Origin of the sequence: Ruminococcus sp. XPD3002 (genome assembly GCA_900119535.1) — a bacterium.
In the GTDB taxonomy this organism is placed as follows: Bacteria; Bacillota; Clostridia; order Oscillospirales; family Ruminococcaceae; genus Ruminococcus; species Ruminococcus flavefaciens_H.
Genome location: FPJT01000001.1, coordinates 158220 through 182316 on the forward strand (window position 1 = coordinate 158220; position 24097 = coordinate 182316).

Sequence of the window (24097 nt, forward strand, 5' to 3'; positions counted from 1 at the left end):
TTTCCCATATAGGCGGTATCAGGTGTTCTTTATCTCGGTATAGTAAAACACTGCAAGCTGAGTTCGGTCACGGAGAGACAGCTTATCAAGGAGCGAACTGATGTAGTTGCGGACTGTTCCTTCGCTGAGGTAAAGCTCGGAGGATATCTCCTTGTTGCTTTTGCCCTCTGCCACAAGTTCGAGTATCTCTTTCTCCTTGTCGCTGATGCCGTATGAAGCGTAGTCGAAAGCGGACTTTGGCTTCATCAGTTCGGGAAGCTTGGTTACTATCTTGTCTCCGAAAACGCTTTGTCCGCCCATAACCGCTTCAAGTGCGGGAGCGATGCCTTCAAAGTCCTGTTTGAGGATATATCCCTTTGCACCGATGTTCAGTGCCTTAACTATATACTCGTCGTCGGAGAAGGTCGTGAGATAGAGGATTTTTGCTTCGGGGAAGTCACTAAGTATCTTCTCGCCTGCTTCAAGACCAGTCATTCCTTCCATACGGATATCCATAAGCATGACATCGGGGCGGACTTCCTTATATATACCGATCGCCTCACTTCCGCTTGAACCCATAGCCGCAACGGTTATTTTGCCTGTGCTTTCCAGGATAGTTTTCAGTGAAAGCGCTACAAGCTTGTCATCATCTATTACTGCGATATTCATACCTTTATTTCCTTTCTTTTACTCTTTCGGAACTGACATAAAAATGCGGAATCCCTTATCCGAAGGGTTGAAACTGATATTACCGTTTACAGCGGCGGCACGGTCCTCCATATTTCTGAGGCCGATGCCGCTTTCTTTTATTGTTCCGCAGCTTCCGTTATCTTCAATGAGAAGCTGATAGAATGCGGGATGCTCGCGAAGTATCACATGGAGTCTGTCTCCGTTTGAATGTTTCAGAGCATTTGATACGCCTTCCTTTACAATGCCTGCAAAGCAGAATTTCAGCTTTCCCGGGATGTCACTGCTGATATCATAGTCAAGGGATGTTCTGAATTTTTCATTGGCACTGCTGATGGATTCCTCCAGTATTTTTTTAAGGTCAACGGATTCGTCGTGAAGACCGTGGACACTTTCGCGTATACTTGTCATAGCGCTGTCAAGGGTGTTTTTCAGACTTGAAAGCGGCTCTTTCATATTCTCGTCCTTGTTTACTATCATGAGGGCACCTGCCTGAAGCAGTGAACGTGTCAGCATATGTCCCACGTTATCGTGTATCTCTCTTGCTATGCGGTTTCGCTCGCTTAGAGTTGCCATTCGTATCTCGTTATCCTGCGCCTCTGTAAGACGTTTGTTCCTTTCGGAGAGAAGTACGTTCTGTTCTTTTACCTTGTCACGGAGTTCGGTAACTTTTTGTAGATTCTGTTCAAATCCCGATATCCTGCGGTATATTATAACAGCGATAAGTATTCCTGCGGCGGTTATCATGTACTGATACGGTTTAAGACCTGTCGGCGTAATGAGAACTAACGAAGCAGGAAGTACAGCCCACCATTTCTTTTCGTACAGAGCGTCGTAAAGCATAAGGGGGACGGTGCAGAAACAGGACGGTATAACGCCGCATACAGCTGAACATACCAGAATTACTGCCGCAGCCTTTTTAGTGCCCGAGAATATCTGCACAAGCGAAGAGCCTGCCATAGCGATTAGGAGAGATGCAACGGGAGCTGCGATATTCTCCGATAGTCCCAGAGCCAGCAGGCAGAGAAGGAGTATCACGCTTTTGTCGATAAGTCTGCTCATGCTTTAAACCTCCTTGAATTCTTTGATCAATCTCATTATAACATATGACGCAGATTCTTTCAAGTGCGGGTATCGGGAGAAAGTTCATGACAAATGTCATGTGAAAATACTGACTGCGGACACTACCGCATCTGTTTTTCATGGTGTATAATGGATACATAAACCAAAGGAGGTACAACAGTATGGCAAATTCAGTTGTAAAGATAAATAACCTTGTTAAAAGATACGGAGAGCTTATAGCTCTCGACCATTTCAGTCTTGATATAAAAGAAGGCGAGGTATTCGGACTTCTCGGTCCGAACGGTTCGGGCAAGACCACTACGATAAACTGTCTGCTTTCACTTCTTGCCTTTGACAAGGGCGATATCGAGGTCTTTGGTAAGGAAATGAGCCCCACAGCCTATGACATAAAGAAGGAAATAGGCGTTATAATGCAGAATGTTGCGGTGTATGAGGAACTCACCGTCAGCGAGAATATCGACTATTTCTGCGGCCTTTACATAACCGATAAGGAGGAGCGCAGAAAGTGTGTTGAGGACGCTATAAAGTTCGTGGGACTGGAGGATTTCAGGAAGTTCTACCCGAAAAAGCTTTCGGGAGGTCTTCTACGCCGACTGAATATAGCCTGCGGTATCGCTCACAAGCCTAAGCTGATAATCCTTGACGAGCCAACAGTTGCGGTCGATCCCCAGAGCAGAAACAATATCCTCGAGGGCATACAGAAGCTTAACAAGCAGGGCGCAACTATTATATACACCTCTCACTACATGGAGGAGGTCGAGCAGATATGCACCCGCATAGCTATCATGGACAAGGGACGAAAGATAGCTGAAGGCACTAAGGATGAGCTGAAGCGGATGATACGCAATACCGAGACCGTGAATATAGAGATTCTCGATGTATCAGAGGATATCATCAAGGAGATATCTGCTCTTCCTCATGTATATGATACAGCCTACGACGGCGAAAAGCTGACGGTTTACTGCTCGGGCGGCAAGCACAATCTCATACGCATCCTTGATGTGCTTCAGAAGCACGATATGGCTTTCGGCAGAGTTTACAGCGAGCTTCCCACACTTAATGACGTTTTTCTTGAGATAACAGGCAAGGCTCTCAGGGACAAGGAGGATTAATATGTTTTTCCATGATCTTAAATACATGCTGATTTCGGGATTCAGGGTAAAGAGCTTCCTTTTCTGGCTCATGCTTTTCCCGATCCTGCTTGGAACTCTTTTCAAAGTTGCGTTCGGCAATGTTTACGAGAATGATGTGCTGTTCAGTTCCATTCCGACAGCAGTAGTTGAAACCACGTCTGATCCTGTCTTTCATCAGGTCATCGATTCTATTGAAGAATCCGACGAGCCGCTTTTAGATGTTGAGTATACCGATGAGGAAAATGCAATGAAGCTTCTGAAAGACGGCAAGGTAAGCGGTATAATCTATGTCGGCGACAAGCTTTCACTCTCGGTTACCGAGCAGAAAATGGATCAGGTGATACTGAAGACCTTCGTTGAGCAGTACGGTGTCAACGAGAAGATAATAAAGGAAACAGCTGAAAAAGATCCGTCGAAGATACAGGCAGTTGTGGGCAAGCTCTCTGAGGATGTTTCAGCATGCAGGGATATCCCTGTGACACACGGTGATCCTGATATCTACGTGCAGTATTTCTACAACCTTATTGCAATGGTGGCTATGTACGGCTCAGTAACAGGACTGCATATCACCGTTCAGAATCAGGCTAATCTCTCAGCTCTCGGAGCAAGAAAGAATTGTTCTCCTACACCTAAATCCGTCTCAATGCTTGCTGATCTTACGGGAAGCTTTATAATGCAGTCGGCTTGTATGATACTATGTGTTACGTTCACTCATTTCGTGCTGAAAATAGACTTCGGCGACAGACTGCTTCTTGTATATGCTGCGGCAATACTTGGAGGAATACTCGGAGTTTCATTCGGTTTCTTTTTCGGCGCTGTGAATCGTTTCAGCTTAGAGGCAAAGATTGGAATAGTTATGGCAGTATCGATGCTTTCATGTTTCCTGAGCGGTCTTATGATGGGACAGATGAAGGGTATCATAGCTGAGCACATCCCGTGGCTCAACAAGATCAATCCTGCAACAGTTGTGGCTGACTCGCTGTTCAGCCTGAATATGTACAGCGATTACTCACGCTTTATTTCAAGAATAATAACAATGCTTGTCATTACGGTTGTTTGCACAGCTGCAGGCATAATCATTACAAGGAGGAAGAGATATGCAAATCTTTAAGGTATTCATGAAGGTCCTTAAGAAAAGGATCAGATTTGCGATGCTCTATGTGGGAATATTCCTCGGTATAGCGATCCCTATGTCGCTGAATTCGTCAAATCCGGGTTCAACAAAGGAAATGTTCGCCAAAGAGAGCAAATCGCACATCGGTATATGCATATTCGATGAGGATAATACTCCCGAAAGCCGTGAATTTACAAGCTATCTTGCTGAGAAGTACACTATCAAGGAACTGAAAAACGACGACGAAGTTATAATGGATTCCCTTTTCTATATTGCAGTTGACCGTGTAATAAACATAAACGAAGGATTTGCGGACCGCCTTGCAAAGGGTGAGACTGACGGCATCATCGATTCAAGGCATATGCACGAGAGCTATAATACCATGCTTCTCGAACAGGACATAAACAGCTACTTCTCGTCTGTTTCAGCTTTTATTGCAGGCGGCGAGGACGCTCTCAGTGCATCTCAGAGCGCAAAAGAGGCTCTTCTGGAGGATGCGGATGTGAACGTTATCAGCTTCACAGGCGATGAAAATGAAGACTATCCACACGGTTTTGCAAGCTATTACCGCTATATGGCATACATCCTTATCGCAGCAGTTGTCGGTACTCTCTGCCCCGTACTCATGGCAATGAACAGAAAAGAACTTCGTTTCCGTACAAATTGTTCAAGCCTTGATTCATCCTCATACACAAAGCAGGTTCTTCTCGGCAGTGCAGTATTCGTTATCGGTGTATGGCTCGTATTCGTCATTGCAGGAATGATACTCTATGGAGGCGTATACAATGGCAGGGCGTGGCTTGCGGTCCTTAACAGCTTTATCTACGCTATGGTCGCAGGTTCGATAACAGTATTCCTTTCAACGTTCGTAAGCAACATGGATATAGTCAATTTCATAAATCAGGTTATAAGCCTTGGAATGAGCTTTATGTGCGGAGTGTTTGTGGAGCAGGAGCTTCTTGGAGCAGGAGTTATCGCAGCAGCACGTTTCATGCCTGCATTCTGGTACATCAAAGCTAATATGATGCTGGACGGCACAGAGGTTTTCAACAGCACGAAATTAGCGCAGTATTTACTTATAGAAGCTTCATTTGCAGTGGTTATGGCACTTCTTACGATAGTTATGAGCAAGGCGCGTTATAACAGTACAGCATTACAGAAAAAAGCGGCAGTTGCAGCAGTTAAAGGCTGAACGCACCTGTCGTTATAGGATGATAATTGAAAATTCGGAAAAAACAGGGTATCTTTCAGATGAAAGGTACCCTGTTTTCGTTACGTATTTTTTTGCGGTAAGCTTATATCGCTTATATATTTACCGTGTTTATGGACTTGTTAAGGTAGTTTGCAGCAAAGTCATTGAAGGTAGTTGGCTTCGAGAAATAGTATCCCTGGTAGACATCGCATCCGCATGCTGAAAGAAACTCTACCTGATCAGGGTGCTCGACGCCTTCTGTAATGACCTTCATATCGAGTGATTTTGCAAGATCAATGATAGTTCTGAGGATAGTACGTCCGCGTTCGGGATTATTGGTCTTCTGCAGGAAGCCCATGTCTATTTTCAGAACATCTGCATTGATATCCTTCAGTGAATTGAGGGATGATGTACCGCTTCCGAAGTCGTCTATTTCGACGATGAAGCCGAAGTTACGCAGCTTATTAACGAGTGGAAGCTGCTTTTCTGGAGAGCTCATTATAGCTGTCTCGGTTATCTCCAGGTGGAGGGAATGCGGATCAAGTCTGTATTTACTGATGAGAGAGGTAAATATCTCGTAAACATCAAGCAGGAAGAAGTCTTTTTTGGAGATATTTACTGATATATAGGTGTTTTTTACGCCATGATCGTTCAGGTATCTGAGGTAGATGCAAGCCTGTTCCCAGACATACTGATCCATTTTGCTTATCAGACCTGTTTTTTCAAATATCTTTATGAATGCCGAGGGAGGTATCTGACCTTCACGGGGATGTATCCATCTGACGAGAGCTTCTCCGCCGTAAATTACCCCGTCGGAGCAGACCTGCGGCTGTATATATACCTGAAATTCGCCCTTTGCAATAGCGCTGTCGAATTCACTTATCACCATCTGCTCGCGGATAGTATTTGCACGGAGAGAATCGTCGAAATACGCCACTGAATTGCGATAGTTGTCCTTGATCCTGCGGATAGCGAGGTTAGCTCTGTCCACCATGACTGATACTCTAAGGTCTCTGTCCCTGACTTTATAGACTCCGATATGGACGAAGACCTTGAAAGAACTGTTGTTCAGGAATGAAGATAAAGCCTCGAATCTTGAAAGTATCTCAGCCTCGCTGAATTCATTTTCCGGTATACAGATAGCGAATCTGTCCCCTGAAAGCCGTCCGTAGCAGGCGTTGCTTCCTGCTGCTTTTTCTACTGTTGCAGCGATCTGTTTCAGGAGTGCGTCGCCCTTTTCAACGCCGAAGATATCATTGATTATCTTGAAGTTCTTGATATCGGTCGTTATGATGCAGTAATCGGTATCGGGATTTTCCGAGATGCGTTCCTTTGCGGATTCAAAGAAATGATCCTTGTTATAGATGCCTGTAAGTGCATCGTGTGTTGCACGGAACTGTTCGATTGAAAAGCGCTGGAATTCGTCGGTCATATCGCGTATAAGGAAGAAGCTTCCGAGGTATTTCATCTGTGAATCGAAAATGCGCTGGAACTCTATCTCGTAATGATGTTCAACGCCTTCGATTCGGCGTACAGATTCCCATTCGTGGTAGTCATAGGAGCCTTTCAGCTGTTCGCCGAGCCATTTATTTACCTGTGTTTCGATGTTGTTCTTGTCTGTAACGGCATCGCAGTAAAGCATTGCAGGCTTATTGTAGTGGATACATCTGCCGTCGATATCGATACAGATGATACCGTCCTTCATATTGGCGACTGTAAAATACAGGAGTCTGTCCATAAGTCCGCGTGGGATATAAACTATTGAGAAATAGAGTATAACATAGGATAGGAGCGCATAGCAGATGAGCGAATAGTCGAAATTGAGAGAAGCACGTCTGTAAATGCAGTGGATCACTATAGTTATGCAGAGGGTTATGAGTATACTTGCGTATTTTACCTTATAGATCTTCGGAGAACGTGAGATCTTCTTAAGAAGGTCTATGATTATGATAAGGAGCGAACCATATACAATGAGTATATGGAATTTTCCTAAGATGCCCCGTTCCTTTATTATATTGAAAGAAAGGCCGAGTCCGTCGTGTATGGTACTGAGTTCAAACTCGGTATCCGTAAAAATATTGGCAATAAGGAATATACCGTCTATCACAGCGGCGATACTGAGTATAGAGGCTTCTTTTCTCAGATTCTTCGGCATTCCCGTATAACGCTTTATAAATACCATAAGGGATATCAGCGTTACATCGATGAAGAAGAAATATGCACCGCTTATGATAAGCGCGACAGTTTCGTTCTTGATAAAAATAGCTGTAGCATAGCATGCCACAGCTGCGGCACTTGCAATCGTTACGCGCCTTACGGGGTGTGCTATGACAATATCATAGGACCGCCGCAGGCTGAAATAGCAGCCGAACAGGATAAGACCTGCCGTAAAATACAGACAGATAATAAAAAACAATATCATATTCCATCACCCTTTAAATACCTCTTAGAAAAGTCCATGTGAGCTTTAATATTAAGAGGCCGTCATATCACCATAGCCGTCACTCATCCGACGGTATCATTCTATCTGAATTATACAATTTCATTTTAGCATACGTGAAAAAGGTTGTCAATCATATGTAATGTGTTTTTTAAAAAATAAATATTATAACTTGCTATTTAAAACGTATGGTATAAAAATGGGGCGATATTACTAAAAAATTTTGTATGCTAATTGACAAATAGTGATAATTGTAGTAAAATTATATTAGGATTATTATACTGCATATAGTATTGATCCGCGTCTGTTTCACGTACTTATCGTGCGTGATGCGCATCAGGACACAGCGCAATAAAAGGATGAAAGAAACTTTTTAATGGAGCAGAATATGCGTAGATCTATAAGAAACAATGTAAGCATGATAACTACAGTTGTTATGACCGCTTTCGTTATCTTTGGGTTTATACTTACTTATGTCTGCGTGAACAGGCTTGATTACAGGGATCAGAAACAATTAGCCGAAGCGTCTCTTGAATTTGCAGCTATAACTATCGATGCTGATAAGGCGAGAGAGTGCCTTTCAACAAGGATGCCCGATTCAGAGTATCTTGATACTCTGGAAAAGCTTAAGGTTTACCGCAATGATAACAGTGAATGGCTCAAAAGGATATCACTTGTAAGCTTCAACAGTACCAACGGAAGCTATATCTATGATACCGAAGGCAGCGGACTCGGAACTAAACTGGAGTTTGACAGATATAAATCATCGGTGAAAGCCGAACTTATAAACGGAAGAAAAACATGGACCTCAAAACTCAACGGGGCATACTATGCGTTTCGTCCCGTAAGAACGCTTGATGATGTTCTTGCGGGATATATAATCATAGAGATGGATACAGGCCATTCAAAGAATTACTTTGCAGCGATCGCATCGGTCTATGCCCTTGTGATGCTGGGAGGCCTTGCTTTTGCTGCCCTTCTGAAAAAATATATGTACAGCACTATATTCCATCCCATAGAGCAGATAACGGAAATGGCAGAGATCTTTTCTTCGTCCTCAGAACGAGAGGTGCCTGCGGATAAGGCGGATTTCATCAATTCCGATAATGAGGACGAGATAAGCGACCTCGGACGAGCTGTAGGCAAGATGTTCATGGATATAAACAGCGGTGAGGAAAGCCTTTCAAAGGCGATATATGACGCTAACCATGACGGTATGACTCAGCTTTTCAATAAGCGCTGCTATAATTCTATGGAGGGACTTTTCAGGAACAGCTCTGCTGTCTGTATCATCTATTTCGACGTAAATAATCTTAAGCTTATGAATGATACCCTCGGCCACGAACGGGGCGATATGGTAATAAAGAATGCCGCTGACTACATCAGGAAGTTCATCGGCGAAAATGACTATTGCTTCAGAATGGGCGGAGACGAATTCATGATGGTGATGACGGAATGCACCTACAGATCGATCGACCGTGTGATCGAATGTGTTGAAGAAGACTCTCCGTACATTCTTAACAGAAGTTCGGATTCTGTTAAGTGTGCGCTTTCTTACGGCTATGCCTATTCAAAGGCGCCTTATAATTACGATGCGCTTATGACCGAAGCCGAGGAAAACATGTATGCCAAGAAATCAGAGCTCAAATCACTGCTCAATATGCCTGAAAGGTAACGGAGGTATCGTTTTGTTCGACAAATTAATATGGAAAAACGGAGCTGCTGTCCTTTCGGATGTCAAGCTGAGGACAAAGATCCGTATCATCAATATCATATCGGTGGTAGCTGCGCTTGTGATGGCGGCTGCACTGATAATCAGCATGTTCGCTGTCAGCAGCAGAAACGAGAAATCTATGGAAAAAACAGCTATTTCAGTTGCGGACGAACTGCTTAAAATGGAACTTGACAATGCTGTATCCATAGCAAGAAACATCTATGCAGACAGCACTATGTATGATTTCTTTGATACAGAATATACGTCTTCTTCAAAGTATTATGAAGCGTATTATCAGTTTCAGAACAATAATCCGCTTACAAAGGCGGAGCTCAATACTATCAAGAGCTATACCGTTTATACCGAGAATCCCACTATCCTCACAGGAGGAATAATAGATACTATCGACAGCATAAAACGAAGCGAATGGTTCCAGAAGTATAAGAAGTATGACAAGGCTATGCTTGTTTACTGCGATCCCGAAACAGGTATCATATCGCTTGTACGTAAAATGGATTTCAACCGCATGACTCACGGTGACTGCTATCTTAAAATAGATATCAATACCGAACTGCTGAAAAAAGCCTGCGATTCCCTTGATTTCGACGGCGGTATACATATTTTCAGCGGAGGTACGATGATCTACAGCAACAGCAGTGAGGAACTGAGCGAGATCAGCATAGATCAGGGATACGAGTGCCTTACAAGGAACTATTATTCCGCCGACTTTGAGTACTATGCCAATGTTGAAGGCTATTCCATCGGCAGTATCCTCATGGAAAACCTGCCGTATTTCATAGTTTTCCTGCTTCTCATACTTGCTGTGCTTGTTCTCGGACAGCTTTTCGCTCATGATATAGCAAAGCGTACAGAGAAGTGCAGGGAGATGTTTGAGCATGAGGGAAATCTTTCTGCGCTTGCAAAAGGTGATATCGGTGCGGATGAGATAGGTCAGATGGCGGATATATGTGTTGAGCTGTCGGAAAGGCTTACCCTGCGAAGCAGTGAATATCAGCAGAAAAATGAGGATATACGTGCAAAGGATCACGATTATAACGACCTGTTCGGCACTGCTATGCGCCTTGATGCCGAACTCAATGTACGTGAACTCTTTCCTTCACTGGTCAAGGAGAGTTATTCCGAAATGGTGCCTCTTTCGGCAGAAGCTGAAATGGTAAAGCGTGTGGGCGAGGCTCATCCGAAGGCAAAGGTCTATGTATCGGAGGATACCAATAATAAAAAGGCTGTTCCTGCATACTGCCTTATGCTCATTGCGAACAATCTCCTCGGATATGAGGGAAATCCTTCACTTAACCTTGAATGTACGGGCAACAGAGTCATACTTCGTTATGATAACGATGTAAAGCCTGCTGCCACACGTATACTAAAGCTCAATGCTATATTTGAGGACGCTGATATCAGTCAGGAGTATTCATTCAACCACAGAAACGTCTATAACCCCTATCTCCGCCTTAAGCATTCCTTCGGAAATAATGCCGAGATAGAGATAGACGCCAAAACGGGTTTCAAGCTCGTTCTGACTATAATAGTTAATATGGAAATGAGGAATGACTGATGGATCTGAAAAGAATAGTGTCATTCACTGCGGCGGCATGTATGCTTCTGGCATCGGCCTCCTGCGGAGAGAAAATAAATGAGCAGAACAATGAAGTGCGTGTATATACGAGCTTTTTTGCCACTACGGGCAATCCTATTGCGGAGGATAACGATATACAGCAGATAATCGCCGAAAAGATAGGGGCGAAGTGCGAGGAGACATGGCTCAACGAAAAAGAGGACCTTAACTCCAAGTTTACGGATCTTATGGTGTCCAACAAATACCCCGATCTTATATATCCCGATTCAGCGAATATGAATAAGCTTATCGATGCGGGCGCTCTCATTCCTCTTGATAATTACTGGGACGACTACCCGTATCTTAAGAACTTCTTCGATGAAAAGACCTGGGACAGGATAAGGAATAAGGACGGGCATATCTACTATATACCGCTTTTCTCGAACGTTTACCTTCAGGACACCAATCCGAACCACACCGATGAGGCGTTCTGGATACAGCTCAAAGTCCTTGAATGGGCAGGCTATCCCAAGCTGTATACCCTTGATGACTATTTCGGACTTATAGAGGGATATATGGAGGCTCATCCCGAGGATGAAGCAGGTGATCCCTATATAGGTTTCGAGCTTCTTGCTACTGATACCATGTTTTTCAGCCTTGATAATCCGCCGATGTTCCTTGACGGCTATCCCAATGACGGCTGCTGTATCGTCGATCCAGAAACTCTCACTGCAAAGGACTATAATCTCTCTCCCACAGCTGAGAAGTGGTTCAGGAAGCTGAACGATGAGTATTCAAAGGGCGTTATCGATCCGGGATGCTTCATGCAGAATTCGGAGCAGTATTACGCAAAGATAAAGACAGGCAGAGTTCTCGGACTTGTGGATCAGAAGTGGAATTTTGATTCAGCGTCAAGAGATCTGCCCGTCGAGAGTACATATATACCTTTCGGCATAGTGGCTGAAAAGGGCATAGAAGAGCATTATCATTCGCGTCAGGCGTTCAACGGCTCGTCGGGAGTTGGCGTATCTATCAGCTGTACCGATCCCGAGGGAGCTGTAAAGTTCCTGAACGATATCCTTTCTCCCGAGATAATGAATCTCAGGTTCTGGGGCGTTGAAGGAGTGGACTACAGCGTTGACGAAAACGGTGTATTCTACAGGAGCGATGAACAGAAGAAGCTTTTGTCAACACCTGACTACGCATATAATCATAACTGCGTATACGGCTATCTGCCCTATGCTTTCGGCATGGCGCAGGACGGAATAAATGCCTATTGTCCTGCATATCAGCCTTACGAATACTATAAATCACTCGATCCCGAGATACAGAAATGCTTTGATGCTTATGATGCAAACACCTATGTGGAGCTTCTGAATCCTGCACCCGAAAATGAACCCTGGTACCCTATGTGGACGTTTTCAAATGCAATGGATGATTCAACTCCCGGAGGAAGAGTCATGGCTCAGATAGATGCGCTGAAGCATAAATATCTGCCACAGGTAGTAATGTCTGATGATTTTGAATCGGAATGGGCGCAATATAAAGAAGAATACGGAAAGATAGACTCACAGGTCTATTTCGATGAACTGACGGAGGAAGTCCGCAGGAGAAGCGGACTGTGATGAGGTGAAAGGACCGCTGTAATTTGCAGCGGTCCTTTTTTGCATATCTGAAGATATCTGCACAAATAATCTTCTCCGCATTGACGGCGGAGCTTCGGCGTGGTATAATGTGAGTAATATAATTGATAAGGAAGTTAGAATATGAAAAGAGCAGTAACTATTCAGGATATATCGTGCTTCGGCAAATGCTCGCTTACCGTTGCACTGCCGATAATCTCGGCAATGGGCATAGAGACCGCTGTTATACCTACTGCGGTCCTTTCAACTCATACAGGCGGTTTCAGCGGATATACCTTCCGTGACCTTACGGGAGACATCCCTGCTGTTGCTGAGCACTGGAAGAATCTGGGACTGAAGTTCGATGCGCTTTATACAGGCTATCTGGGCTCTATAGAGCAGGTGAATATAGTTTCCGATTTCTTTGATACGTTCGGTACGGACGATAATTTCATCGTTGTGGATCCTGCTATGGCGGACGGCGGCAAGCTGTACGCAGGCTTTACGGACGATTTCGTAAAGGCAATGGCAGGACTCTGCTCCAAAGCCGACTACATAATACCGAATATCACCGAAGCTTCAATGCTTCTCGGTATACCATATTCCGAGATACACGATGAGAAAAGCGTAAAGGAGATACTCCGCCGCCTTACTGAGCTGGGATGTCCTACTCCTGTGCTTACGGGAGTGCGCTTTGACGATGTACACCACGGCGCAGCTGCCTATGATTCGGAAAGGGACGAGTTCAGCTTCTATTTCCGCGAACACGTAAAGAGGACCATGCACGGTACTGGAGACATTTTCTCCAGTGTATTCACGGGAGCAGTTACTCTCGGCAAGAGCCTTGAACAGTCCGTGAAAATGGCTGTGGACTATACAGCCGACTGCATACACGCTACGCTTCCCTATGCGGATGAGGTGTGGTACGGAAGCTGCTTCGAACTTTGTCTCGATAAGCTGATAAAATACGTTAAGGAATGATTTCCATTTATTACCGCTGATTACATTTGTTGACTCTGTCCATAATAATACCACAGACAATTTACGGAAGAGGTATTGTTATGGCGTACAACAAGGTAGTAATATCAGGGATAAACACATCCGAGCTCACTGTACTCAAGGAAGAGGAGAAAACTGCTCTCCTGAAAGAGTACAGAGAAACAGGGAACAAGTCGGCAAAGGATAAGCTCATCAAGGGCAACCTTCGCCTTGTGCTCAGCGTGATACAGCGGTTCACAGGCAGGGGAGAGGATGTGGACGACCTTTTTCAGATAGGTGTTATCGGACTTATCAAGGCGATAAATAACTTCGACCTTACAAAAGAGGTGCGATTCTCTACCTACTGCGTACCTATGATAACAGGCGAACTCAGAAGGCATCTCAGGGACTACAGTCACGTTAAGGTGAGCCGTTCGCTCAGGGACCTTGCATACAAGGCGATACAGGCTAAGGAAAAGCTGATACTTCAGAATCAGCGTGAACCCGATATAGAGGAGATAGCCAATGAGATAGGCGAAAAGAGAGCGGACGTTGTCATTGCACTCGAAAGCATAGCCGATCCCGTTTCGCTTTATGAACCTGTTTACTCGGATTCGGATGATACACTCTATATCATGGATCAGATAGGCGATAAAAACGACGTCGAGAGCAGACTGGACGAGCTTTCTATCCGCGATGCTATAAAGGCACTTGGCGAACGTGAGAAAAATATACTCTATCTGCGCTTTTTGCAGGGTAAGACTCAGATGGAAGTCGCCCGTGAGATAGGCATATCTCAGGCGCAGGTCTCACGACTTGAAAAGGGTGCGATAAAACAGATTAAAAACAGCGTGTAGCGCTGTACGATACGGAGGAAGTATGATAATAAAAGGTTTAAACCGAAGATCTCTGCCTGTAGACATAATTACGGGCATAATAATAGCGCTTGTCTCGATACCAATATCCATGGGATATGCTCAGGTAGCGGGACTTCCGCCTGTTTACGGACTTTACGGTTCTATTTTCCCGATACTCATTTTCGGCCTTTTTTCAAGCTCTCCGCAGTTCATATTCGGCGTTGATGCGGCTCCTGCGGCACTTGTAGGAGCTTTTCTCGTATCATCGGGGATAGAGTCAGGCTCTGAACGTGCAGTTGAGGTAGTACCTGCGGTGACGTTCTTTGTGGGGATGTGGCTGCTGCTTTTCTTTGTGCTGAAAGCAGGAAAGCTTGTGGCGTACATATCTACTCCTGTTATGGGAGGCTTTATCAGTGGTATTTCCACAACTATCATACTGATGCAGATACCCAAGATACTCGGAGGTTCGAGCGGTTCGGGAGAACTGATAGAGCTTGCGGAACACATCGTACATACCTGCCGCAGTCAGCTGAATCCAATGTCACTGTTGCTGGGAGCGGTTTCACTTGCGGTTCTGCTTGTGTCGAAAAAACTCGTCCCCAAGCTGCCGATGTCCGTATTCGTAATGGCTGGGGGAGCGCTGCTCGGTTACTTCGGATTTGCGGACAGATACGGAGTTGCAAAGCTTGCTGCTATAGAAAGGGGACTGCCCTCGTGGAGATTTCCTCATTTTGAAGCGGATATGCTGACGGATATCCTTACAGTCAGCTTCACTGTAGCTATCGTTATAATGGCCGAGACTCTGCTTGCATCGAACAACCTTGCCAACAAGAACGGCTACAAACTTAACGAGAACAATGAAGTCCTTGTTTACGGACTTGGTAATATAGCTGCCTGTCTTACGGGATGCTGTCCCGTTAACGGCTCTGTTTCGAGAAGCTCAATGGGTGAACAGTACGGCGGAAAATCGCAGGTCATGTCCGTAACAGCATCCCTTACCATGATGCTGATACTGCTTTTCTTCACAGGATTCATACAGTATCTGCCTGTACCCGTGCTTACGGCGATAGTTATATCGGCACTTCTCGGTGCAGTCGAGTTTGAACTGATAGAGCGTCTTTACAAGCATGACCGAAGGGAGCTTTTCATTTTCTTCGGTTCGTTTTTCGGTGTACTTGTTTTCGGTACTGTCTACGGCGTAATGATAGGAGTTATCCTCTCTTTTGTATCGCTTATCTTCAAGACCGCAAACCCGAAACGTTCCTTCCTGGGTATCATCCCGGGCAGAGAAGGCTTCCACAGCATCGACAGGAATACATATTCTGTACCCCTTAAAGAGGTAGTGCTGTACAGGTTTTCGGGTAATCTGTACTTTGCAAATATAAACCTGTTCATTGCCGATATCGAGAACGCTGTCAAGCCTGAGACCAAGTGCGTTATAGTGGATTCGGGAGCGATATGCAATATCGACATAACAGCTGCGGACAGGATAGCAGCACTTCATAAGTCACTGGAGCGTTCGGGAATCAGCTTCTACTTCGCCTCGCATATTGGTTCGCTGAACGACCGTTTCCGTGAACTGGGCATAGGTTATCTTGTCGAGCAGGGACACTGCCGAAGGACTATTCCTGCCGCACTTGCCGCCGCAGGCTACCGTCCGCCCTATGAGCTTGCGGATAACGAGTTCAGCAAGGATGCGGTACTCAATGCGGGAAATCAGCGCAGACTGGAGTTTGAGTGGGCGTTCGGTTCGATGGCAGAGGAGGAGCTTGAAAGATACACAGAGCAGATGCTTGCCGAGATAGATACCGACAAGGAGAACGCTGAGGAACAGCTTCACCGCATAATCAAGGCTAAAGGCATATGGAAGGGCATCAGTGAGCTGGATCAGGAGGAGCTTCTTGTGCATCTCCAGACTCACCTGAGTGAATTATCCATGAAGCTTGGCATAGACGAGGACAAGATAGAGGAAGCCATAGAGCTGAGAAGGATAAAGCTTGCCATGCGCCTTGAACAGCACGATCCGAAGGCCTTTGAGACTGTCAGGGAGTACGCAAGGCGTTTCGAGAAGGAGCTTGAAGCCAATAAACCCGAGCTGTATGCGGAGCTTATCCGTCACCGTAATGAAGCTGCGGCGCATATCAGGGAGACTGATCCCGGGTATGCGGAGTATATAGACGAGCTGTACGGAAAGGCTGATAAAAGTTGAATTGTTAAAACGATTAAATATGTCTCTTTGCTATGGAAAAATAAACGTCAATATGATATAATAAGAAATACTATTGTTTTTTGGAAAGGTATGGTTCCCTTTGATTTATCTTGATAATGCGGCAACAACAAAGCCGTGCAGTGCGGCAGTAAAGGCAGCCTGCGAGGCTATGACTGATAATTTCGGAAATCCCTCTTCACTCCACCGTGCAGGGCTCAATGCTCAGCTTACAGTGGATGCCGCAAGGAAAACTATCGCTGACTCTATTGGTACTGAAAGCGGATGCATTTACTTCACTTCAGGCGCAACCGAGAGCAATAACCTTGCTATTCGCGGAGCTTCCGCTGCCTACGGAAGGAAAAAACACAGGATAGTGGCTTCGTCTGTCGAACACGCATCTGTGGACGAGACTCTTGCGGATATGGAGAAAAAAGGCTTCGAGGTAGTACGTGTTTCGCCCCGTGAGGACGGCAGATTCTGTGCAGAGGACTTCATTTCCGCATGCACCGAGGATACAGTCCTTGTTACGATGATGTACGTGAACAACGAAACGGGTTACATACTCCCCGTCAAGGAAGTCTTTTCCGCAGTAAAGAGACGTTTCCCCGAGACTGTTACCCACTGCGACTGCGTACAGGCATACATGAAGCTGCCTGTAAAGGTGAATCAGCTTCAGGCGGACCTGATATCGCTCAGCGGCCATAAGGTACACGGCGTAAAGGGATGCGGCGCATTATACATAAAAAAGGGGATAAGAGTTCTACCCATAATAACAGGCGGCAAGCAGGAAAAGGGTATCCGTTCGGGTACAGAGAGCGTACCGCTTATTGCGGCATTCGGTGCGGCAGTTAAGGAGCTTTCTCCCACCATTTCGGAGCGCTATGATACCGTTTCGGGACTTAAAAACAGTCTCATCAACAAGCTTTCGTCCGTTGATGGAGTTACAGTCAATTCACCTGAGGACGGTTCGCCGTACATAGTAAATATATCAGCGGAGGGAAAGCGTTCGGAGATAATGCTCCACTTCCTTGAAAGCAAGGAGATATATGTTTCCAGCGGTTCGGCTTGTTCAAAGGGACAGCAGAGCGGAGTTCTCGGAGAATTCGGCATAACGGGAAAACGTGCTGACAGTGCTGTACGCATAAGCATGACCGCAGAAACTACAGAGGAAGAACTGGAAATGTTCTGCGATGCCGTTCGTGAGGGAATGGAAAAGGTTAGAGGCTGACAATATACATTATTAATAGTATAGGAGAATAAATATGAAAGAGATCGTACTTGTAAAATACGGAGAAATGGTCCTTAAGGGACTCAACAAGAAAAGCTTTGAGGACATGCTGGCTAAGAATATAAAACGCAGACTAAAGGTTCTGGGCAAATTCAGCTATTTCAGCGCACAGTCCACACTTTACATAACACCGCAGGACGAGAATATCGACCTTAGCGACGTTCTGGAGCGTCTCAGCAAGATATTCGGTATCGCAGCATTCTGCCGTGCGTGTGTGTGCGAGAAGGATTTCAGCGACATTTCGGCAAAGTGCCTTGAGTATACAGCTGATATCCTCAGCGGTGCAAAGACCTTCAAGGTAACATCCAAGCGTGCTGACAAGGCATTCTGCATGAAATCCCCTGAGATATGTGCTGAACTTGGCGGAGTCATCCTCGACAAGTTCCCGCATCTGGAAGTGGACGTAAAGAACCCCGAAGTTACTGTTACAGTAGAGATACGTGATACAAACGCCTACGTTCACGCAGAGAATATCAAGGGTGCAGGCGGACTTCCTGTAGGCAGCAGCGGCAAGGCACTTCTCCTGCTTTCAGGCGGTATCGACAGTCCCGTTGCAGGCTATATGATGGCAAAGCGCGGAGTTCATATCGAAGCTATTCACTACGTGAGTCCTCCCTACACTTCCGACCGAGCACAGCTCAAAGTTGAGCAGCTCTGCGAGAAGCTTACGGAATACTGCGGAGGCATCGCATTTCACTGTGTTCCCTTTACCGAGATACAGGAGGCTATCAAGGATAACTGTCCCGAGGAGTATTTCACCATAATAATGCGCCGTCTGATGATGGAGATAGCTCAGCGCATCGCAGAAAAGGATAACTGCCTTGCACTTATTACAGGTGAGAGCGTTGGACAGGTAGCAAGCCAGACAATGGCTGCAATGGTATGCACGGACGCTGTATGCAGGATACCTGTATTCCGTCCCTGCGTAGGCATGGATAAGACCGAGATAATAGAGATATCCCGTAAAATAGACACATTCGACATTTCAACTCTCCCTTATGAGGACTGCTGTACAGTATTTACCCCTCGTCATCCGAAGGTTCGTCCCCGCCTTGAAGATATAGAGAAGGCGCAGAACAGCTTCGACTTTGAACCGCTGATACAGAAAGCGGTAGAGGGTACACAGCTTAAGACATTCTCATTCCCGAAATAAGGAAAAACACGTCCGGACACCTGCTGTCCGGACGTTTAAAGTGACAGACAAGTGATGAGAGTATGAATATTTTATCGTAATCCTTGACAAACCATATGCTTTTGGTGTACAATAAAGAGAATAGTAAAGTGCGATATTATACGCACTTGCAAATAAAAACTGCCTTTTCGGCAAATATTTATGATTGCTGAGGAGGCGAAAGGGTCATAATGAACGAGAATCAGAATCAGAACGATACAGAGGCTCTTTCCAGAGCCGAAAGAATAAAAGCAATAAAGAATTCGCTTCATAATCTTCAGGAAGAACAGGCAGAGAAAAGCCATGAAAGTGCAGAAGCGGCTGCTGAAGCAGAAGCTGTACCTCCTGTTCGGATACAGGAAGAGATACCCGCTGATGATGAGGAGCTTGCCAAGACAAGGATAATGCCTGTACCCGATGAGAGACCGCCTTCACCGCCGCCAGTAAGAGAAAATGTGCAGCCTGTAGGCACAATGCCCGGCGGACCTGTACCTCCTCCTATGCGCGCGGTACCCGAAGGTGCGGCAGCAGTGCCTAAAAAGAAGAAAAAGAAGAAGAAAAAGACCGTCGGACAGAATCTCCGCGGACTTTTCCCCGAAAAAGGTGACAGCTTCTTCGAGGTCCTCAGAAAGATAATATTCCTCATATCTATCATAGCTATAATAGTATGCGGATATCTTGTTGCGGATTATTACCTTGATCTCTGGCGCAACAGCCTGGAGAACAACAGCCTTGCAGAGCTTTACAATACTTATCCCGTAAACAATCAGCCTGCTGATGAGACAAAAGAGGAAAAGTACTACGAAATGCTCACTGGTGCAAAGAAGCTGATGGACATAAATCCCGAAGTTATCGGATATATGACTATCGAGGATACTCCTGTTGACCTTCCTGTTGTTCAGGCATCGGATAACGACAAGTACCTCAATATCAATTTCAACGGAGAGGAGTCCCGTGCAGGCGCACTGTTCCTCGACTACAGAAACCACTACGATGATGTTACAGATCATCATCTCAACTGTGAAAACTCGGATAACCTTGTGGTATACGGTCACAATATGGGCGATGACAGCATGTTCGGATGCCTTAAGTACTACTACCGCAATGTTGATTACTATGAAAAGCATCCCGTTATACAGTTCAATTCCAACTATGCGGCTTATACATATAAGATATTCGCTTTCTTCATCGTTGACGCCGATGACGAGACCGATACAAAGTATGACTGCTGGAATAAACTCGATTTCGCTGACGAGAAGGAATTCTATAAGTTCGTCAACGAGGCGAAGCGCAGGACTCTCCGCATTAATGATGTTGATGTGAAGTACGGCGATAAGCTGCTCACACTTTCCACCTGCAACGATGACGTTCTTGTGGACAGGGGAAGACTTATCGTAATGGCAAGGCTTGTACGTGACGGTGAAGATCCTGTCAAGGGTACTGTCGGAAGTCAGGCTAACCCCAACATCAAATGGCCGTCTATGTACTACGCAACAAAGAAAAACGAGAAATATGACACAGAAGCAGAATTTGTGCCTTATGGTCCCGAGAAATAACGGAAATAAAGGAAAGACACTTAGCAATGGATAAAAAGGCAAAAACTATCGCTGCCTGCGCAGGAGCACTTGTACTTATCGGAGCAGGCGTGATAACATACACAGTTACAAGAAAAGACAATGAGGAACCTGTATCGCAGTCCGTGGCAGAAGTTACAGAGGCTCCTACGGAAGCGCCTACAGTTCCCCTTTACGATTACGTCCCCTCAGAGGAGGGAATGACTGAAAGAGCGAAGATGCTCCTGAAAAAGAACAAGGATGTAGTCGGCTGGATAAGGATACCGAATACCGATGTCGATTATCCCTTCGTAAGAGATCCCGGCGCGATACCTGCCGGAAAGGATTATTACGGCGGCGAGGCTTATGAAGAAAACTCCTACTACCTTGACCACGACCTGGACGGAAGCTTCCTCCGCTGCGGAACACTGTTCATGGACTGGCGTGACAGGTTCGGTGCAGATGAGGACGATCAGTCCGAGAATATCATAATCTACGGACACAACATGGCAAACAACACCATGTTCGGTTCGCTGAGAAGATACCGTCAGGACTTCGATTTCTACGAGCAGGCACCTTTCGTTCAGCTCAGCTCCAATTACCGTGATTACGATTATGTTATCTGCGGATTCCTCATTACCAGCGGAAACTGGTACTCCGATTTCCTTTACTGGAATATGGAGGAACTCGACAACGAGAAGGAGTTCAAGGAGTTCATGGATACCGTTCATGCACGTCAGATGTATGATACAGGCGTTGATGTAAAGTACGGCGACAAGCTGGTAACTCTTTCCACCTGCTACGCCGATGAGGATAACTCACGTTTTATAATAGTTGCAAGAAGACTCCGTGACGGCGAAGTTGCAGGAGACCTCAACTCTATAGAACGTACAGAAGAATATAAAAAGGCACACGCACCTACCGAAGCTCCTAAGGAGACCGAACAGGCTGCTCAGGGACAGTAAGGTACTTATTTAAGATGGAGTGTATTTATGAATATCAAGAAACCATTTAAAAGAGCGGCAGCTCTGCTTGCGGGATTTGTGATATCATGCACGATGCCTGTAAGCTCGGCATTTGCCGCAGAAACTACAGCTGAAACTACGGCTGCGGAGACTACAGAGACTACCGCAGTTACTTCAACTGACACTGAATCAGCTACAGAAGCCTCTACAGAAGAGACTACGGCGGCTGAGGAAGATGAAAACAAGGAGATAGAGTGGTACAAGGCTGAACTTGATGAGTATGATGACAGCCTTTCACTCATCAGCTACGAGACTTCTCCCGAAGCTTCTGCCGACGGAAAGGCTAAGGCTAAGGACAAGAACAGTGCTAACGGCAAAAGTAAGGATCCTACACCTGTTGAACTTAACGTCACAGGCGGTTACGTCGGAGACATCCCGTGGTTTGAAAGTGAACCGCAGATAGACAGCGTACCGGGTAAATTCGCTGTCGTTACCTACGGTTGGGGACACGGAGTAGGTATGAGCCAGAATGGTGCAAACTTCTATGCACAGTACAGCGGCTGGACCTATCAGGACATCCTCTTCCACTATTATCCCGATACATACCTTATGAATACGGGCATGGCAGAGGAAGAACAGATAACTGTTGCAGGCGTTTCGGGTGATGTACTTTCAATGGTATCACAGATAGTTTACAACGAAGTCGGCGGAAGCATGGCTTACGAGGCTATCAAGGCTCAGGCTGTTGCAGTATATACTTATTGTAAGTACAACGGAAACGATTCAAGTGACCTTCGCTGCAAGCCGTTCCCGCCACAGAACGTGGTTGACGCTTGTGCAGAGGTACTCGGACAGGCCCTCTACTATGACGGCGATTTCGCCCTGACTATGTTCTCGGCATCAAGCGGCGGCGTTACTGCAAACTGCAGTGAGGTATTCTGGTCCGATCCTCCTTACCTCAGAAGCGTTTCAAGTGACTACGACAGGGCTTACGATCCGCATTACGGTACTGTTACATACTTCGATGACTTCCAGCTTAGAAATATGATACAGGCAGCTTACGGAATAAAGCTCTCGGATAATCCCGACAGGTGGATACAGCCAAGCTATTCCGACGAGACGGGATATGTCACATACGTAAACATCGATGATAAAAAGACGGTCAAGGGTTACGAGTTCAAGCTTGCTATGGGACTTAAATCCTCGAAGTTCAACGTTTACTATACTCCGAGACCTGACGGCGAACCGATACCTGAGGGCAGCTCGACTCCTGTAGTTGTTGATCCGAACTACGCACCAACTCCGTCGATCTACTACTCCAACGGTTATCCGACGGATATCGGCGGAAATATGATATTCCCGACAGAACCTGAGGATCCGAACGGAGAAGGCGGTACAGAGATGCCTACAGAGGCTTCTACAGACTGGGGCGTCCAGACTCCTACAGATCCTTCCGGCTGGACCGATCCTTCACAGCCTTCAACAGGCTGGACTGATCCAACATGGACTGATCCTTCGGGAACAGAACCTGCATGGAGCGATCCCGGCAACAGCGGATATACCGATCCGAGCGCCGCTTCATGGAGCGGAGACACAGGAGCAGCTGCATGGACTCCCGATACAGGAACACTAAACGGCGATATAGATTACAATTACAACGGATATTAATCTTAATAACTGATCTGAACTGATAAGATAAGTCTTTGAACGGGCGGAAAGAGAGTCCCGTTCAGAGACTTATTGCCGTTTTTTGGAAAAAGGGTGCTGAGAGGGGATAAAAATGCCCTGATGGGCACCAAAAGGCACCGAAAGGTGAAAAATCAAGAAAAAATTTAACCAAATAAAGAAACTTTGTTCTGCTTTTTGCTACGCTGACAGCAAAATCACTAAATCGGACTTTGCGATTTTAAACAACATTGTGTGAAATGTACATTGCTTATTTTGCTTTAATGTTATATAATATTTGTAGAGGTAAATTAAGGTGATGAAATCCAATTTAAAGTCATTTTGAGGTGATGAGTTGCATCAGTTTAGCAGAAAGTGAGGCGAAGAACATGAAAGAGCCATTATTTGGTACGTATACTCCAAGTATCGATCAGAAAGGCCGCATGAGCTTCCCAAACAAACTGCGTGAGATACTGGGCGCTGAATTCTACCTCTGTGTTGGCTATGAGAATAATTACATCGCCGTTTACTCTCCTGAGGAATTTAATGAATACTGCCAGAAACTCTACTCCATCGAGGGCGAGGTTGGTACCGCTTTAAGACGTGATCTTCTTGCAGGCACCGATAAACAGGTCCCCGATAAGCAGGGCAGAATTTTTCTCGCCCAGCACCTTAGAGACTATGCAGGTATCTCCGACAATGTAACGGTTGTGGGTGCTCTTAATAAAGCCGAGATATGGGATACAGAAAGATATCTTGCTGTTAAGAATTCTATCGATCCCGAGGCTAAAAAGGCTGCATTGGCTCACATGGTATTATAATACATTGTTAGTGCGCCTCTTTTGGAATGGTTTATGGTGCACCAAAGGAG

General features: G+C 45.6%; 18 protein-coding genes. 15 read left to right on the forward strand and 3 right to left on the reverse strand.

Translation table 11 applies throughout. The features are described 5' to 3' along the window. Positions 1 to 18: 18 nt before the first annotated feature. Together BT127_RS00620 and BT127_RS00625 are read right to left on the reverse strand one after the other, a co-directional pair. A complete protein-coding gene (locus BT127_RS00620; RefSeq protein ID WP_075423088.1) occupies positions 19 to 648 on the reverse strand; it encodes a response regulator transcription factor in 630 nt (209 codons plus the stop codon). Positions 649 to 666: 18 nt separating this feature from the next. Then, the gene (locus BT127_RS00625; protein WP_075423089.1) at positions 667 to 1728 is read right to left on the reverse strand and encodes a sensor histidine kinase; all 1062 of its coding nucleotides are present in this window, start codon (positions 1726 to 1728) and stop codon (positions 667 to 669) included. A 182-nt stretch (positions 1729 to 1910) separates the two neighbouring features. Between BT127_RS00625 and BT127_RS00630 the strand changes: the two genes are divergently transcribed. The 3 genes from BT127_RS00630 to BT127_RS00640 are packed head-to-tail and all read left to right on the forward strand — an operon-like array spanning position 1911 to position 5188. Next, complete coding sequence (locus tag BT127_RS00630; protein WP_075423090.1) at positions 1911 to 2861, forward strand: ABC transporter ATP-binding protein; 951 nt, start codon at positions 1911 to 1913, stop codon at positions 2859 to 2861. A gap of 1 nt (position 2862) precedes the next feature. Further along, positions 2863 to 3993, forward strand: coding sequence for an ABC transporter permease (locus BT127_RS00635; RefSeq protein ID WP_075423091.1), 1131 nt, complete (start codon positions 2863 to 2865; stop codon positions 3991 to 3993). Beyond that, positions 3980 to 5188, forward strand: coding sequence for an ABC transporter permease (locus BT127_RS00640; RefSeq protein ID WP_075423092.1), 1209 nt, complete (start codon positions 3980 to 3982; stop codon positions 5186 to 5188). Before BT127_RS00635 ends, BT127_RS00640 begins: the two co-directional genes overlap by 14 nt. 112 nt (positions 5189 to 5300) lie before the next feature. On the opposite strand, the gene BT127_RS00645 is transcribed toward BT127_RS00640, so the two are convergent. Then, positions 5301 to 7610, reverse strand: a complete 2310-nt coding sequence (locus BT127_RS00645; protein WP_075423093.1) for an EAL domain-containing protein — start codon at positions 7608 to 7610, stop codon at positions 5301 to 5303. Between the two features lie 406 nt (positions 7611 to 8016). On the opposite strand from BT127_RS00645, the gene BT127_RS00650 reads away from it, so the two are divergent. The 12 genes from BT127_RS00650 to BT127_RS00705 all read left to right on the forward strand — a co-directional run bounded on the left by BT127_RS00650 (position 8017) and on the right by BT127_RS00705 (position 24047). Continuing rightward, a complete protein-coding gene (locus tag BT127_RS00650) occupies positions 8017 to 9303 on the forward strand; it encodes a GGDEF domain-containing protein (RefSeq protein WP_175541890.1) in 1287 nt (428 codons plus the stop codon). Between the two features lie 13 nt (positions 9304 to 9316). Then, a complete protein-coding gene (locus BT127_RS00655; RefSeq protein WP_075423095.1) occupies positions 9317 to 10918 on the forward strand; it encodes a hypothetical protein in 1602 nt (533 codons plus the stop codon). Continuing rightward, positions 10918 to 12543, forward strand: coding sequence for a type 2 periplasmic-binding domain-containing protein (locus BT127_RS00660; RefSeq protein WP_075423096.1), 1626 nt, complete (start codon positions 10918 to 10920; stop codon positions 12541 to 12543). Before BT127_RS00655 ends, BT127_RS00660 begins: the two co-directional genes overlap by 1 nt. A 141-nt stretch (positions 12544 to 12684) precedes the next feature. Continuing rightward, entirely contained in the window at positions 12685 to 13521 is an 837-nt protein-coding gene (locus BT127_RS00665) for a pyridoxamine kinase (protein WP_075423097.1), read from the forward strand. 80 nt (positions 13522 to 13601) lie between these two features. Further along, positions 13602 to 14375: an RNA polymerase sporulation sigma factor SigG gene (gene sigG, locus BT127_RS00670; RefSeq protein WP_075423098.1), complete on the forward strand. Its 774-nt coding sequence runs from the start codon at positions 13602 to 13604 to the stop codon at positions 14373 to 14375. Positions 14376 to 14397: 22 nt separating this feature from the next. After that, positions 14398 to 16584: a SulP family inorganic anion transporter gene (locus BT127_RS00675; RefSeq protein ID WP_075423099.1), complete on the forward strand. Its 2187-nt coding sequence runs from the start codon at positions 14398 to 14400 to the stop codon at positions 16582 to 16584. A 100-nt stretch (positions 16585 to 16684) separates the two neighbouring features. After that, positions 16685 to 17812, forward strand: coding sequence for a cysteine desulfurase family protein (locus BT127_RS00680; RefSeq protein ID WP_075423100.1), 1128 nt, complete (start codon positions 16685 to 16687; stop codon positions 17810 to 17812). A 34-nt stretch (positions 17813 to 17846) separates the two neighbouring features. After that, positions 17847 to 19025: a tRNA uracil 4-sulfurtransferase ThiI gene (gene thiI, locus BT127_RS00685; RefSeq protein ID WP_075423101.1), complete on the forward strand. Its 1179-nt coding sequence runs from the start codon at positions 17847 to 17849 to the stop codon at positions 19023 to 19025. A 209-nt stretch (positions 19026 to 19234) separates the two neighbouring features. Then, the gene (srtB, locus tag BT127_RS00690; RefSeq protein WP_075423102.1) at positions 19235 to 20599 is read left to right on the forward strand and encodes a class B sortase; all 1365 of its coding nucleotides are present in this window, start codon (positions 19235 to 19237) and stop codon (positions 20597 to 20599) included. 26 nt (positions 20600 to 20625) lie between these two features. Then, the gene (locus BT127_RS00695; RefSeq protein ID WP_075423103.1) at positions 20626 to 21561 is read left to right on the forward strand and encodes a class B sortase; all 936 of its coding nucleotides are present in this window, start codon (positions 20626 to 20628) and stop codon (positions 21559 to 21561) included. Positions 21562 to 21588: 27 nt separating this feature from the next. Beyond that, entirely contained in the window at positions 21589 to 23229 is a 1641-nt protein-coding gene (locus BT127_RS00700) for a hypothetical protein (protein ID WP_075423104.1), read from the forward strand. Between the two features lie 386 nt (positions 23230 to 23615). Then, positions 23616 to 24047, forward strand: coding sequence for a division/cell wall cluster transcriptional repressor MraZ (locus BT127_RS00705; RefSeq protein ID WP_075423105.1), 432 nt, complete (start codon positions 23616 to 23618; stop codon positions 24045 to 24047). Positions 24048 to 24097: the final 50 nt, after the last annotated feature.

Bases quoted from the DNA above. Each gene is read 5' to 3' on its own strand.
- BT127_RS00620 (WP_075423088.1), bottom strand. From the start codon at position 648: ATGAATATCGCAGTAATAGATGATGACAAGCTTGTAGCGCTTTCACTG.
- BT127_RS00625 (WP_075423089.1), bottom strand. From the start codon at position 1,728: ATGAGCAGACTTATCGACAAAAGCGTGATACTCCTTCTCTGCCTGCTG.
- BT127_RS00630 (WP_075423090.1), top strand. From the start codon at position 1,911: ATGGCAAATTCAGTTGTAAAGATAAATAACCTTGTTAAAAGATACGGA.
- BT127_RS00635 (WP_075423091.1), top strand. From the start codon at position 2,863: ATGTTTTTCCATGATCTTAAATACATGCTGATTTCGGGATTCAGGGTA.
- BT127_RS00640 (WP_075423092.1), top strand. From the start codon at position 3,980: ATGCAAATCTTTAAGGTATTCATGAAGGTCCTTAAGAAAAGGATCAGA.
- BT127_RS00645 (WP_075423093.1), bottom strand. From the start codon at position 7,610: ATGATATTGTTTTTTATTATCTGTCTGTATTTTACGGCAGGTCTTATC.
- BT127_RS00650 (WP_175541890.1), top strand. From the start codon at position 8,017: ATGCGTAGATCTATAAGAAACAATGTAAGCATGATAACTACAGTTGTT.
- BT127_RS00660 (WP_075423096.1), top strand. From the start codon at position 10,918: ATGGATCTGAAAAGAATAGTGTCATTCACTGCGGCGGCATGTATGCTT.
- BT127_RS00665 (WP_075423097.1), top strand. From the start codon at position 12,685: ATGAAAAGAGCAGTAACTATTCAGGATATATCGTGCTTCGGCAAATGC.
- sigG (WP_075423098.1), top strand. From the start codon at position 13,602: ATGGCGTACAACAAGGTAGTAATATCAGGGATAAACACATCCGAGCTC.
- BT127_RS00675 (WP_075423099.1), top strand. From the start codon at position 14,398: ATGATAATAAAAGGTTTAAACCGAAGATCTCTGCCTGTAGACATAATT.
- thiI (WP_075423101.1), top strand. From the start codon at position 17,847: ATGAAAGAGATCGTACTTGTAAAATACGGAGAAATGGTCCTTAAGGGA.
- srtB (WP_075423102.1), top strand. From the start codon at position 19,235: ATGAACGAGAATCAGAATCAGAACGATACAGAGGCTCTTTCCAGAGCC.
- BT127_RS00695 (WP_075423103.1), top strand. From the start codon at position 20,626: ATGGATAAAAAGGCAAAAACTATCGCTGCCTGCGCAGGAGCACTTGTA.
- BT127_RS00700 (WP_075423104.1), top strand. From the start codon at position 21,589: ATGAATATCAAGAAACCATTTAAAAGAGCGGCAGCTCTGCTTGCGGGA.
- BT127_RS00705 (WP_075423105.1), top strand. From the start codon at position 23,616: ATGAAAGAGCCATTATTTGGTACGTATACTCCAAGTATCGATCAGAAA.